This window comes from Paenibacillus sp. FSL R5-192, from assembly GCF_000517845.1.
Taxonomy (GTDB): Bacteria; Bacillota; Bacilli; order Paenibacillales; family Paenibacillaceae; genus Paenibacillus; species Paenibacillus amylolyticus.
In genome coordinates this window covers 446219-459573 of record NZ_ASPR01000014.1, presented here as the reverse complement: position 1 = coordinate 459573, position 13355 = coordinate 446219, and the positions used below count along the sequence as shown (strand labels likewise).

Below are 13355 nucleotides of genomic sequence, written 5' to 3'. Positions count from 1 at the left end.
GAAGGACAGGCTGCGCCACCTGCAATCATCTGAATATGACGCAACATTCAAAAATACCCCGATCGTTCCCTTTACAGGAATCGTCGGGGTGTTTCATATACATGGAACTTCATATCCATGGGATGCTCATTTGAATGTTAAGGTGACTACGGTTCAACTTTTACTCTGATCCATCGCCTTTATCTTCTCTTCGTATATTCGCCCTCTGGTAGGACTCCGGCGCTGCGGAATATTAGGTTTTAGCTCAAGCGATCTTCTAGATATCTCTTGTTCTAAGACCTCATCAACAATTCGTATGGACAAATCCCTATAAGTCACAGACTGAGCGTCAGGCTCAGACAGTTGCTTCACGATTGCCTTTACTTCCTGTACCAAAATCCCAAGCTCAATGCCCAGGGTCGTAGCAGGATAAGGTTCCAGAAGATCAAGTGAGCTCTGTAACATCATCGTTCCTCCGCGGAGATTGCCATTCCTGAAGTGGTATAAACCAACTGCAATTTGCAACAACCCTTTATAGAGAGAATCCCGGTTCCGTTCAAGCCACAATTCTTCCAGCACCTCATGGCACTCGAAATAATCCTGATCCCGATTGAAGTAGATTAAGTAGTCAACGTACAGTGGCTCATAGATGCTCATCCGGGTTTTCGCCCTTTCTGGCGTTGTTCAGAAGTTTCTTCACGTCATCCAGCAAGTCTTTGAGCCCTTCCATATCATGCTGTTCCCAGTAATCGTTAAATCGCTTCTGTGCTTCAATTGCTTCACTGACAAGGTGGTAGAAGTATAATTGATGAATGATATTCAATGTTCTTGACACGATATTGGAATCATCCTCAAATGCCTTCTGCGCCTCCAAAATCTGTAGACGAATTGCAGACATCTCGTTGTCCAGTATAAACGCGGCCTCAGCCGTTTTTTTCAGCCTGGTTCTCATCTCATCAGGTAACCCTTCGCGAAACTTGTAACTCAGCGAATGTTCAATGGTAGCCCAGAAATTCATGGCAAGCGTCCGGATCTGTATCTCGGCCAAAACTTTCTTTTGTCCCAGAGCCGTCTGAACGGGATACTCAATAATCATATGGAAGCTTCGGTAGCCGCTCTCTTTGAAATTCGTAATGTAATCTTTCTCAATGAGTACCGTGAGATCCTTACGACCTCGAATATACTCGGCAACCCGACGGATATCATCCACGAACTGGCACATAATGCGGATACCTGCAATATCCTCAATGCCTGTTTCCACGTCATCAAGCGACACATTCAGTCGTCTGGATTTCTCCAGAATACTGGATATTTTTTTGACACGACCGGTAACGAATTCAATCGGGGCATACTCTTCCCGTTTCTTCAGTTCCGCTCGCATTGTCTTAAACTTGACTTTCAATTCCTCTACCGCTTGTTCATAAGGAAGTAAAAATGTACCCCAGTCTCTACCGTCCATGCTTATGCCTCCTGTCTCTATAGCGTCCCCTGTTCTATTCCATTATACATGATGTTTGGTGGGGGGAAGAGTCCCGAACCATTTTACGCTCTTCCCATGCTTCTATATTTTCATTCCGGGGATTCACATTCCTTCTTAACGATGCTCCGCACCAACCGCTTCAGAGATATGACGATAACCGTCCTTGCGCAGCAACTCACGCAGTCCGGCATGAATGCGCCGATTCACCTCAGGTCCTTCATAGATCAATGCTGTATATATTTCGACCAAGCTTGCTCCGGCTTTAATTTTCTCGTATGCATCCTCACTTGTGAAAATGCCACCTGAACCGATAATCGGAAGTTTGCCTTCGGTCTGGCGATAGATCTGGCGAATAATCTCCGTTGAACGGTCACGTAGAGGTTTACCGCTCAGACCGCCAGTCTCTTTTGCATGTTGGTGGGAAAGTCCTGTACGACTGATGGTTGTGTTCGTAGCAATAATGCCAGCAACACCGCTGTCTGCAATTGTGCGAACCATATATTCAAGTTCCTGATCATTCACATCCGGTGCGATCTTCACCAGAACTGATTTGGTCGCTCCGCCCGCTCGTGCATGCTGCACGTTCATCTCGTTCATAACCGCAGCGAGCAGTTCCTTCAATTCATTCCCATGTTGCAGATTACGCAAATCCGGTGTATTTGGTGAACTGATATTAACCACGAATAGATCAGCATAATCGTATAGTGCCTGAATGCACTTAGAATAGTCCAGATGAGCTTCCTCATTAGAAGTTGCCTTATTCTTGCCTATGTTAACAGCCACTGGAATACGCCGATCCTGTAGACGTGCCAATTCACCTGCCATGGCTTCCGCACCAAGATTGTTGAAGCCCATTCGGTTCACCAACGCCTCATCTGGAGGCAAACGGAACAGCCGTGGTTGATCGTTACCAGGTTGTGCAAGTGGTGTCACGGTTCCCACTTCCATGAATCCAAATCCGATGGAAGAAAAGCCCGTTACGGCCTGCCCGTTTTTGTCCAGACCCGCAGCCAGACCAACAGGTGTAGGGAAATGACACCCAAACATGTCAACAGCCAGATCAGACGTTTCACGAACGCCGTACATCACACGCAGTCCGGAAGGAACCGGACGGATGCTACCCACGCCACTAAGGCCGCCAATAATCAGATGATGGGCCTGTTCAGGGTCCATTTTGAACAACAAAGGTTTAGCAAGACTTCTGTATAACAAATCACTCACTCCGTTCTGGTCCGGTACGCCAAAAAGCCGTTGTCCGTCTTTTCATATGTAAAAAAACACTCTACTCACAAGTTTATCTGTTTCTTATTAAAAAGGAAAGTAGTTTGCGCATAGACAGCACAAATCGAATAATACAAAATGCTCACAAGAAATCCACCCGCCCACTGGAAATGACGAGTTGAATTCTTTACAATGAGAGCATGGTTACTCTACACCAGTTCTATTCCAAATAAGGAGGAATAACTCATGGCTCCCAAACGTAAACCACCTGCATTACAGCAAAAGAAAGAAGAAGTGAATCGCAAAGCCATTGCATGGACAGCAGCCAGTGTAGGCGGCCTGATCATCATCATTGGTGCTCTTATCATTATTGCCAACATGTAGATGATTCAGGCTGAATCCATCTGATTCTACATATCAAACAGATCAATTCAGCCAGTGATACGTTTTGTTCGGATTATTTTGCTTTGGAACAAGCGTATGCTGATAACGCTGCTTTGCTTCTGGAACAAGCGTCAAATCTGGCAATACATCTTCTCCAATGCGTACCGGAGTGCCTTGCGGAGCAAGAGCGAATAACTCTTCTACATCTCCTGTACGCATTCTCACACATCCAAGGGACTCATCCAGTCCGATACTGTCTGGCTCGTTGGTCCCGTGGATGGCATAATTCGTATTCGAGAGCTGCATACCTCTGCTTCCGAACTCCCCGTTCGAGCGTCCATTCGGATTGACCACTTTATCTGTAATGACAAATGAACCCTCCGGTGTTCGATCACCGCCAAGTCCCACATCATACATACGAACAATGGTATCCCCACTGATTAATGCAAGTTTATGTTTATTCTTATCAATGACAATCTCCAGCGGTTCCTGCAAAAAAGGCTGACCTCCCAGCGTATCTGCAAAAGCGGCATTTTTGCTTTGAGACGAATTCGAAGTCGTTGAACCATTCTCTTTACCACTCGAATCGTTCTTTCCTTCCTGTACCTTTCCTTGATGCAAAGCTAGCAGCTTCGGAAACATCTCGGTCATCCCTGACGCAGTCTCTCCCAGAATATTGTTCGGAAATGGCTGAGCCATTTGCGTTACACTCTTGGGCCAAGCATCATTTTTTTTGCGATAGGCAACGATTGCACTTGATAATGATGCAGCTGCTTCCTGCTTGGCGGTCCACGCCAAGGCCATCTTTTTGATTTTCGGTGTAATTTCAGGAGGTTCACAGTTACATTGCTTGGCATCATAACTCTGTGCAGTCAATTTCCCGCTTTTATTGGTTTGTACTATGTATTTCACAGGCATATTTCGTTTCCATAAAGACCAGTCATCTGAGGTTTGCATGCCCAGTACAGCAGAGGTCTCTACTTTTGGGCCAGACCCGGACCAGGCAGCTGCGAGCGCAGCCTCGCCATGATTACCTCCACCAAATGCCGCAGCAGTGAACACATTGCTTGGCGCAATGGATGCAGTTCCAACCTGTTTATCCGCTTCTACAGGCGCTTCGATGTCATCTGTGGATTCCAGTGCTGCTGACAGTGCGTCGGCCGCTTCCCGACTGAAACCCGGAGCGTCCGCAGGTGGCAGACCTGCCAGCACAAGCAACATGAGCAACGTGAGCCACATTTTGCGTCTACGTTGTTTTTTCTCCTTTTGCTCAGACATCTCCACCAGTTTATCCTGATAGTCTACCCAGATGTCCGCAGGAGCTTTACTGCGTTCAAATGCCTCATAAACCTCGCCCGCTTGCTGAAAGCAATAGTTGGCTTTGGCCTCCTGTCCTTCGCCCAAATACTCTTTTCCGAGCAAGTACCAAGCCATTTTATTGTCGGGATGTTTCTTGACATATGTTCTTAGATGAGTATTTTGCATCCGATCCTCCACTATTTCGCCTTTTTCGTATATCATTATATATCGGCATAACCAAGCGTTGAATCCATAGGACTTGAGTACCCGGTGGAAAAAAGGGGGGTTCGACAATGTTCGTCCTTGATCCACAGTCAGATAATCACAGTTAAATGAATGCAAAAAAAGCACCTTCCCTTGTCGTTAAGACAAAAGAAAGTGCTCTATGTTCATGTGAGAAATAATTAGCCTTCTTTATTGAAAGGCTCGTCCGCTACTTTGATTGAATCTGTAGGGCAGCCATCGCATGCATCCTGCATATCGTCAAACAAGTCGTCTGGAATAGCTTTGACACCATGGTTAGCATCGCCGTCAAAGATAACTTCAGCCAAACCTTCATCATCATAATCGTAGATGTCTGGAGCTGTTGCTCCACAAGCGCCACATGCGATACATGTGTCTTTTTCAACCCAAGTATATTTACTCATTTACATTCTCTCCTCCTAAAATTCAAAACGTACAGTGTTTTTATCTAGAAACATATTAATACAAAGTAAGGATAATTACAAACATTTTGCAACCACAAGTCTCTATTATCCCTTATTTAATCAAGACTTTGCAAGTTATCTTTTTGCAGGGAAGTACCGCGCACTTTATGATTACGAAGCAGCACGGAAGGATCGTCTCCAAGCATGCCTGCGGTCACAACAGCATTCTCACCAAATTTATCACGTAACTGATCCATAATCCGAATCAGATTGTCCTTCTTGGGCTTCTGCTCATATTCGAACAAGTCCATCTGTACAGCGGATTCTTCTCTTGGAATCAGGTTTTGAAGTGTCACACCCAGCATGCGTACAGGTTTGCCACTACCCCAATGCTTCTCAAATAGTTTACAGGCCTCACGGTAAATGACCGTTGCATCCTCCGTAGGAACTTCCATTAGACGTGATCGGGTGATTGTCTTCATATCCGGTGTCCGGATTGTTATCTGAATACCCTGGCTGAACATTTCGTGCTTGCGCAACCTTCTGGCTACCTGGTCACTTATATTGAGGAACACCCGATGAATCTCATTCATATCCGATACATCCGCCGGTAAAGTGGTTGTATGCCCAATGGATTTATTGGCCTCCCGTTCCGCGTGAACTGCGGAATGGTTAATGCCATTCGCGGAATTTTTGAGCCATGCTCCATTAACTCCAAATAGTTCGGTCAACATGTTCTCATCCGACTTGGCCAATTGACCAATCGTTTCAATGCCCAGTTTTTTTAACTTTTCAGCCGTTTTTTTGCCAATGCCAAACATCTCGTTGCATGGTCTGTGCCAAAGAATCCGGGGTACATCCCTCATGCGTAAAATGGAGATACCGTTCGGTTTTTTCAGATCCGAAGCCATTTTCGCCAATAATTTGTTGGGCGCAATGCCTATGGAACATGGCAGCCCCAATTCATCCTTGATTCTACGCTGAATACTCTCCGCAATCTCCATTGGATTCCCGAATTGCCTTGAACCTGTAATATCAAGATAACATTCATCAATGGATGTCGCCTCAAGTTGAGGCGTATAGCTATACGCAATCTGCATGAAGGCTCTTGAATATTGACGATATAAATGAAAATCAGGACGTATCACAATGAGATCAGGGCACTTTTTCATGGCTTGGTGCACAACCATACCTGTTGAGATGCCTCGATTACGAGCGGCATATGAGCAGGTTACAATTACACCCTTTCGCAGTTCACTGCTGCCCGCAACGGCCGTTGCTTTTCCTCTATATAAATCTGGTTCCTCGGCTTCATGTACAGAGCAGTAGAAAGCATTCATATCGACATGTAGAATCACCCGTCCGGCTGTAGGGTAGTATTGATCCACATTTGCTGGAGGATTGCCGTCTGAAGACATCATGAACCTCCGCCCTTTCTTGCACACTAATTAATGAAACGAATTTCTTTCTTCTATAGTATATCAAACCCGTTATGTTAATTCAGTCATGAGCATTTATTTTCTGCGAGATCTGATCAGAGACCGAATAATTAACCATCCTACACTCACAAAAAATATCAAAGTGATCAGAGCAATAATCGTATTTTCCCATAAAAAAGTCAAAATCACCCCTCCTTTTCTTCCATATATTACAATTAAAACTCAATAATAGATTATAACATACATCCGGATTATGATTAACATCCTTCTTTTTTCTCTAAAATACGTTAATTGTTACATGAAACTGCGATTTCTATGTAGCATTTGGCTATAATGGTGCTATAATAATTAATTATACAAATTGACGACTTTAGGACAAATCAGCGCATTGAGTTTAACACAGTGTAGCGTTGCCGAATCGAAGGATTCGTCCACTAACGTACTTAACAGCTTTTCCTAACTTAAAATCCAAACTTTTAAAAGAGCGCTTTATCTCAAAGGAGGATCTTCATGTCAAAGGCCATTTCCATCTTCGATACGACTTTACGTGACGGCACACAAGGGGAGGGTGTCAGCTTATCGGCAGACGACAAACTCAAAATTGCCAAGAAGCTTGATGACCTGGGTGTCCATTATATTGAAGGCGGAATTCCCGGCAGCAATACCAAGGACATTGAGTTTTTCAAAAGAGTCAAGGAATTAAACCTGAACGCAAAGGTTGTTGCTTTTGGCAGTACCCGCCGTAAAGGCAGTGTTGCTAGTGAAGACGCCAACCTGAAGCGCATGATCGAATCTGGTGCTCAGGCTGCAACCCTGGTCGGTAAATCATGGGACTTCCATGTGCACACCGCTTTGCAGACTACATTGGAAGAAAACTTGTCCATGATCTATGATTCCATCGCCTATCTGAAACAGAATGGAATGGAAGTGATCTTTGATGCAGAACACTTCTTTGACGGATTCAAACATAACCCGGAGTATGCTCAAGCGGTCTTGACCAAGGCCCACGAAGCTGGAGCGGACTGGCTCATTATGTGTGATACCAATGGCGGGACGATGCCAAACGAGGTGCACGAGATCGTATCCACACTGCATAGAAGCCTGCCTCATGCACATCTCGGGATCCATACACATAATGATTGTGAACTGGCTGTGGCCAACACACTCAGCGCTGTACAAGCCGGAGCCCGTCAGGTGCAAGGAACGATGAATGGTTATGGAGAGCGTTGCGGTAACGCCAATCTAGCATCCATTATCCCGAACCTGCAACTGAAACTTGGCTATGAATGTGTTACTGATGATTCCATGAGACAACTTACAAACGTGGCTCGTTATGTTAGCGAGATTGCCAATGTGAATATGCCGATTAATCAGCCTTATGTCGGCAATGCTGCTTTTGCTCACAAAGGTGGGATTCACGTCTCTGCCATCCTGCGGGATTCACGTACCTATGAACACATCGTGCCTGAACTGGTTGGTAACAAACAACGTGTGCTGGTCTCTGAACTTGCCGGACAAAGTAACATTGTATCCAAAGCCCAGGAACTGGGGCTTGAGTTCGATCCAAGCAGTGCCAATTCACGTCAGATTATTGAGAAAATCAAAGACCTGGAACATCAGGGTTACCAGTTCGAAGGCGCAGATGCTTCGCTTGAATTGTTAATTCGTGAAGCGAACGGTGACATGAAAGAATTGTTCACGTTTGAATCATTCAAAATGCTTGTGGAGAAAACGGCGGGTAAATCCGTTGTTTCTGAAGCTTTTGTCAAAGTGAATATCGCTGGAACAAGCGCTTATACCGCTGCTGAGGGCAATGGTCCGGTTAACGCACTCGATAACGCCCTTCGGAAAGCGCTGGTACAATATTTCCCTTCACTTGCCAACATGCATCTGTCGGACTACAAAGTGCGTGTTCTGGATGAGAAGGATGCTACAGCTGCCAAAGTTCGTGTATTGATCGAATCCAAAAATACAGAGAACACATGGAACACTGTTGGTGTATCCGAGAACGTAATTGAAGCAAGTTGGGAAGCGCTCGTTCACAGTTTCCGCTATGCTTTGCTTCAAGAAAAATTACAGGATGAGCCGGGCACACTCCCTATTCCTGCTCATGGGATAAGCAACCACTAATAACGCTTATTTCCCGGAAAATATAAAGAAGCCTCTGTACCCATGATTCATGGATGCAAAGGCTTCTTTGTTTACATGAAAATTAATTCGCAATTAACTTTTTAATCTTACGTTCCAACTCTTTCTCAGGCAATATGCCCAGAACAATCTCCTGTATAACTCCTCTGGAGTCAATCAGAACATTCGTTGGAAAAGCCACCCCATTGTATTGAGCATACACAGTCCCCTTCTCATCCAAGGGAATAGGGAACGTCAGTTGGTACTCATCCACAAAAGCTTTGGCATCCTTGAGTTTATCATATGACGTTACATTAACCCCATACATGTCAAGCTTATCCTTGTATTTCGCAGCCATTCTGTTCAGCTCCGGAGCTTCCTGCTTACACGGCTCACACCAGGATGCCCAGAAACTGACGAACGTGGCCTTATCTTTGGCACCGCCCACACTGTACGTCTCTCCATCCATTGCTGTCAGAGAAAAAGCAGGTGCCAGAAGACCCGCACGTGGTCCCGTCTCTGTAGGCATCGGTTCTTCCTGCTTAAAGACGGCTGCAATGCCGTCACCCGCATTCTGGGCCAGTGCAATACCAACCAGCAAGACAACACCAAGGAGTATGTATATGTTTCGTTTCATAACCCGCCACCCTTTTATATAATTAGCATATTGAAACTGAAACCGTAATTTCTGCACATGCTAAGTGTTTATCACGCTCTATCATAGTTCACCAGAACATGATTCCCAAATGTTCTCTTTATTATTGTACCCTTTTCCTTTAAAATTTTACAATCCGCATCACTGAAAATAAAATGAAAAAGGACTCCTGCCATAGCAGGAGCCAAAGAGAGAGGGGTGAATACAAATGGCAGCACTTCACGGGCAGCAAAACGCCTTCTACATCCCTTCTTCCGTAGAACAAGAGATGTCAAAGCACATGTTCCTTTCGCTGCCACAAGAAGCCTGCGGGGTTATGCTGGGTGAAACCGCAGCGGGCGGTATACGAATCAGTCGGTTTCAGCCCATTCGTAACGTAGCACCTGACCCGCTGCACCATTTTACTCTGGACGATGCCGAATGGATTCGGTGCGTATTCTCCGAGCCCAAGCTCATTGGTATCTTCCATTCTCATCCACATACAAGGCCCGTTCCATCCTTAGAGGACATCCAAGCGCTTCAGGCCTTCGCCGGTTTGCTTCAGATGTACCTCATCGGCTCACCCGACCTTACAAGCGGGTCGCGATCTCATATGCATCTGAACGGTTATCTGATTGAATCTTCGAAGGAATCGCAGGATCCGGCACAACACGTTGTGCCTTCATACAATCTGCTTCCCGTTCCGTTATGCGTGACTTAGCTGGGTATACAGATCACCCAAGGTCTCTACATTTTTACGAGTCATGTCCTCCAAGTAGCAGGACCATAACTGTGCAGTCATTTTTGAATCTTCCAGTGCATGGTGACGTCCATAGATCGGAATCCCTCTGGATTCCAGCAATTCATCCAGACCATACCCCGGCCTGCTCGGTTCAAGCCAGCGGGCCAACATCATCGTATCGATTAAACGATGTGTCAGCCTTACCTTTGAAGTCCGCCACAGAGCTGCATTCAGAAAAGCTCGGTCATGCGCACTTGCGTGTGCAATCAGAACATTTCCACCTACAAAAGACATGAAATCATGCAACCCTTCCAGCAAAGTTGGTGCGTCCAACGTCATCTCCTGTGTAATACCTGTAAGTTCAGTAATATGTTCCGGAACCGCAGTCTTGGACTGCACCACCGTATAAAACTGTTCTCCTTCCAGTACCACACCTCCATGTATACGGACCGCACCAAATGAGATAATCTCATCCCCGTGCTGGGGCGAAAATCCCGTCGTTTCCAGATCAAATACAACTGCGTCCAGCTCATTTAGAGGTGTATGCAGAACCTCAGGTCTGCGCTGTTCTCTCATCATAGAGCGGATAAACGCCATGTGTTGCGCCGTAGGGGCTCCCATAATGGAAGCGATGGCGGAAGGAACCCCTCCCTGACGCAGCGAATTCCAGAATCCTGTATTGCCCCTTGCCGGCTCTCTCATGGACGTCTCCTTTCTGCAAAACGCAACTGTCTTTGCAAAGCACGATGCACTCGTCGTACCAACCCGAGCGTATCCCTGAGCTCATAATGAATCTGTTTTTGTTTCATCTGTTTCTCATCCAGAAACCCACTGCTATGTTGCAAATCCCCTTGGATGACAACCGGTGTAATTCGGCGAAATTTCAAAGCAGCTAAGAAGGCCCGCTGGCATGCATCCAGTAATGTAAATGGAACAGCTTCAAGTGAAGTCAGTCTCTCCACTCTTTTTAACGTAGATGACTCCTTGATCCCATGTTGCAAAGCCAAATACCGGGCACTGTTCACCAGCGGAATGTACAAGCCATACTTGATATCAAATCCGCCTGCATGTTCACCAAATCGTTCTGTGACCACACGTCCAAGTACATTTAATGTAGCTTTATGTTTAACCGTATTGCGAAGAACTGCATCCGAAAGTTCAGGAATCAGTCTGAACTGTTCATAAAAACTCGTGATCCATTCCTCCGCCAGACTTTGCTCACCTGCAACAAAACGCATGTCTGAAGCAATAATCAGATTACGAACGGGCTCCCAATTCAGATCCGAGCTCCAATCTGCTAATTGTTGTTTCCATGACGCCAGCGTTTTTCTCCAGAGTGGCTCAGAGCACATGACTTTACCTTCGCACTTGGCGTAACCAAGCCCTTCTAACACATCCGTCATTCGCTGTCCGAGCTGAGCAAAATATTCCTCTTTACCTTCATGCGGAGTATCGCTAATGATCATGCCATTATCCTGATCACTCCATAACGTTGCTTCTTCCCTGCCGGAACTGCCAAATACGATAAAGGCATAGGGGACGGGAGGTTGGCCGAAGCCTTCCTCAACCATCCCCTGAATGCATAACTCTACTGCTTTCCGTGCAATCCGGTCATGCAGTTCATTTACCGTTTGGTACCACTCGATCGGCGACAAGGAAGCGGACAACAATTCCTGGAGCTCGTTCTGTAATATTACACGTGCCTGGCGCAGTTCTTGAGAAGACACCGCACCATCGATTCCCTGATAAGACCAGGAATAGTTTGTATACGAGATGGGTTCCATCATGTCCAGCCTCCTTGAAGCATGATTCAGCATCATTCACCTCAGGAGCTGAACGTACCACCATTGGATTTAGAATCTACATTTTTCATTTGTTCAGGGTATCCGTAAGTACCGTGCTCACTGATATCCAGACCCATTGTTTCTTCTTCTTCAGTAACACGGATGCCCATGATCGCTTTCATTCCGCCCAGAATAATGAAGGACATTACCAGTACGAAGGCAAAAGCACCTGCCAGACCGAGAAGCTGTACGCCCAATTGGTGGAATCCACCGCCATAGAACAGACCCGCTTGACCTACACCAGCATTCTCGGCAAGTTCAGGAGTAGCGAACAAACCTGTGGAGATTGCACCCCACATACCAGCAATACCATGTACGGAGAAAGCGTAGATTGGATCGTCAATTCCTTTACGATCGAAGTACTGTGCTGTGAAGAATGTGATGATACCCGCCAGAGCACCGATAACCAGGGCTGCCCAAGGTTCAACGAATGCACATGCTCCTGTAATCGCAACGAGTGCCGCAAGCACACCGTTTAACATGCTAGGAATATCAGACTTCCCAAGTACTGCCCATGAGATCAACAGCGCAGCAACACCACCGGCTGCAGCAGCTACGTTAGTAGTTAATGCAACATAACCGAAGAATCCATCTCCCATGGCAGACAATGTACTACCTGGGTTGAATCCGAACCAACCGATCCAGAGGATAATAACCCCGAGTACGGAATACACTTGGTTGTGACCAGGAATGATGTTAGGTTTGCCGTCTTTGTTGTATTTACCAATACGTGGTTTCAACAAGATCGTCGCTACCAATGCTGCAGTCGCACCAGTCAAGTGAACAACCGTCGATCCTGCAAAGTCTTGCATACCCAGCTCAGCCAACCAGCCGCCGCCCCATACCCAGTGAGCAACAACCGGATACATGATAATGGTATAAAGTGTACCGAATACAATATATACGCTCATTTTTGCACGTTCAGCCATACCACCGCAGGCAATGGCCAGAGATACCGCCGCAAAAGCGAGGTGGAAAACGAATTTAATAGTCAGTGGAACATCGGAGAAAGCCAGTGATTCGAAGGAAGCAGCCATCTTGTCACCGCTCAGGAAAAATCCTGTTGTTCCAAAGAAGCTGTTACCATTACCGAAACCAAGACCGAAACCCAAAGCCCAGAAGGCAATAACTGAAATTCCCAATGTCAGGATGGTCTTACCCGCAATGTGTCCTGCATTCTTCATTCGTGTTGAACCCGCTTCAAGTAAAGCAAATCCCCCTTGCATCAAGAACACGAGTACAACAGCCAAAAACGTAAAGGCTGAGTTCAAACCACTTTGAAGTTCAATGTTAGTCGGACCCTCCGCAGCCGCAAATGCGCTAACCGGAAAAGCGAACAAAGTAAGCATTACTAACATGGAAACCAACCATTTCTTTCTCATATACCCCACTCCCTCTTATGTTAAGTTTCTTCACATAACGTGAAACTCTTAATGTCATTATAAGCAGAAGAGAGGAAAGTTGACAAGAGTATTTTCATCAAAATTGAAAATTATTTCTGGGAATAAAGTCATACGTCTTTTTCTTGCACTTAAGTACATAATCACATTCTATGAGTA

13 protein-coding genes are annotated in these 13355 nt (G+C 45.9%); 3 read left to right on the top strand and 10 right to left on the bottom strand.

Annotated elements, in window-relative coordinates; all coding sequences use genetic code 11:
* Window positions 1-153 precede the first annotated feature (153 nt).
* The 3 genes from C161_RS10455 to C161_RS10445 all read right to left on the bottom strand — a co-directional run bounded on the left by C161_RS10455 (window position 154) and on the right by C161_RS10445 (window position 2671).
* Window positions 154-636, bottom strand: coding sequence for a DUF309 domain-containing protein (locus C161_RS10455; protein ID WP_036670152.1), 483 nt, complete (start codon window positions 634-636; stop codon window positions 154-156).
* Window positions 623-1438: a GTP pyrophosphokinase gene (locus tag C161_RS10450; RefSeq protein WP_036670150.1), complete on the bottom strand. Its 816-nt coding sequence runs from the start codon at window positions 1436-1438 to the stop codon at window positions 623-625. Before C161_RS10450 ends, C161_RS10455 begins: the two co-directional genes overlap by 14 nt.
* 135 nt (window positions 1439-1573) lie before the next feature.
* Window positions 1574-2671 (bottom strand): quinone-dependent dihydroorotate dehydrogenase, encoded by a 1098-nt coding sequence (locus C161_RS10445; protein WP_017689366.1) that lies wholly within the window; start codon window positions 2669-2671, stop codon window positions 1574-1576.
* A gap of 255 nt (window positions 2672-2926) precedes the next feature.
* Between C161_RS10445 and C161_RS32760 the strand changes: the two genes are divergently transcribed.
* Window positions 2927-3064 (top strand): hypothetical protein, encoded by a 138-nt coding sequence (locus C161_RS32760; RefSeq protein WP_017689367.1) that lies wholly within the window; start codon window positions 2927-2929, stop codon window positions 3062-3064.
* 42 nt (window positions 3065-3106) lie between these two features.
* Here the strand turns inward: C161_RS32760 and C161_RS10440 are convergent, their stop codons facing one another.
* The 3 genes from C161_RS10440 to C161_RS10430 all read right to left on the bottom strand — a co-directional run bounded on the left by C161_RS10440 (window position 3107) and on the right by C161_RS10430 (window position 6428).
* Complete coding sequence (locus C161_RS10440; RefSeq protein ID WP_235193781.1) at window positions 3107-4585, bottom strand: L,D-transpeptidase family protein; 1479 nt, start codon at window positions 4583-4585, stop codon at window positions 3107-3109.
* A 182-nt stretch (window positions 4586-4767) separates the two neighbouring features.
* A complete protein-coding gene (locus C161_RS10435) occupies window positions 4768-5010 on the bottom strand; it encodes a ferredoxin (protein ID WP_017689369.1) in 243 nt (80 codons plus the stop codon).
* A 116-nt stretch (window positions 5011-5126) separates the two neighbouring features.
* Window positions 5127-6428 carry a DNA polymerase IV gene (locus C161_RS10430; RefSeq protein WP_036670145.1) on the bottom strand — a complete coding sequence of 434 codons (1302 nt, stop codon included), beginning with the start codon at window positions 6426-6428 and terminating at the stop codon, window positions 5127-5129.
* Window positions 6429-6959: 531 nt separating this feature from the next.
* Between C161_RS10430 and cimA the strand changes: the two genes are divergently transcribed.
* Window positions 6960-8579 carry a citramalate synthase gene (gene cimA, locus C161_RS10425; protein ID WP_036670144.1) on the top strand — a complete coding sequence of 540 codons (1620 nt, stop codon included), beginning with the start codon at window positions 6960-6962 and terminating at the stop codon, window positions 8577-8579.
* Between the two features lie 82 nt (window positions 8580-8661).
* Here the strand turns inward: cimA and C161_RS10420 are convergent, their stop codons facing one another.
* Entirely contained in the window at window positions 8662-9213 is a 552-nt protein-coding gene (locus C161_RS10420; protein WP_036670142.1) for a TlpA family protein disulfide reductase, read from the bottom strand.
* A gap of 226 nt (window positions 9214-9439) precedes the next feature.
* On the opposite strand from C161_RS10420, the gene C161_RS10415 reads away from it, so the two are divergent.
* A complete protein-coding gene (locus tag C161_RS10415) occupies window positions 9440-9931 on the top strand; it encodes a M67 family metallopeptidase (protein WP_051449685.1) in 492 nt (163 codons plus the stop codon).
* Here the strand turns inward: C161_RS10415 and C161_RS10410 are convergent.
* From C161_RS10410 to C161_RS10400, 3 genes are read right to left on the bottom strand one after another with little or no spacing between them, the layout of a single operon-like run.
* A complete protein-coding gene (locus C161_RS10410; protein WP_017689374.1) occupies window positions 9917-10654 on the bottom strand; it encodes an exonuclease domain-containing protein in 738 nt (245 codons plus the stop codon). The two genes, C161_RS10415 and C161_RS10410, sit on opposite strands and share 15 nt — an antisense overlap.
* The gene (locus C161_RS10405) at window positions 10651-11736 is read right to left on the bottom strand and encodes a DUF294 nucleotidyltransferase-like domain-containing protein (RefSeq protein ID WP_036671001.1); all 1086 of its coding nucleotides are present in this window, start codon (window positions 11734-11736) and stop codon (window positions 10651-10653) included. Before C161_RS10405 ends, C161_RS10410 begins: the two co-directional genes overlap by 4 nt.
* Before the next feature lie 41 nt (window positions 11737-11777).
* Complete coding sequence (locus C161_RS10400) at window positions 11778-13178, bottom strand: ammonium transporter (protein ID WP_036609643.1); 1401 nt, start codon at window positions 13176-13178, stop codon at window positions 11778-11780.
* Window positions 13179-13355 lie beyond the last annotated feature (177 nt).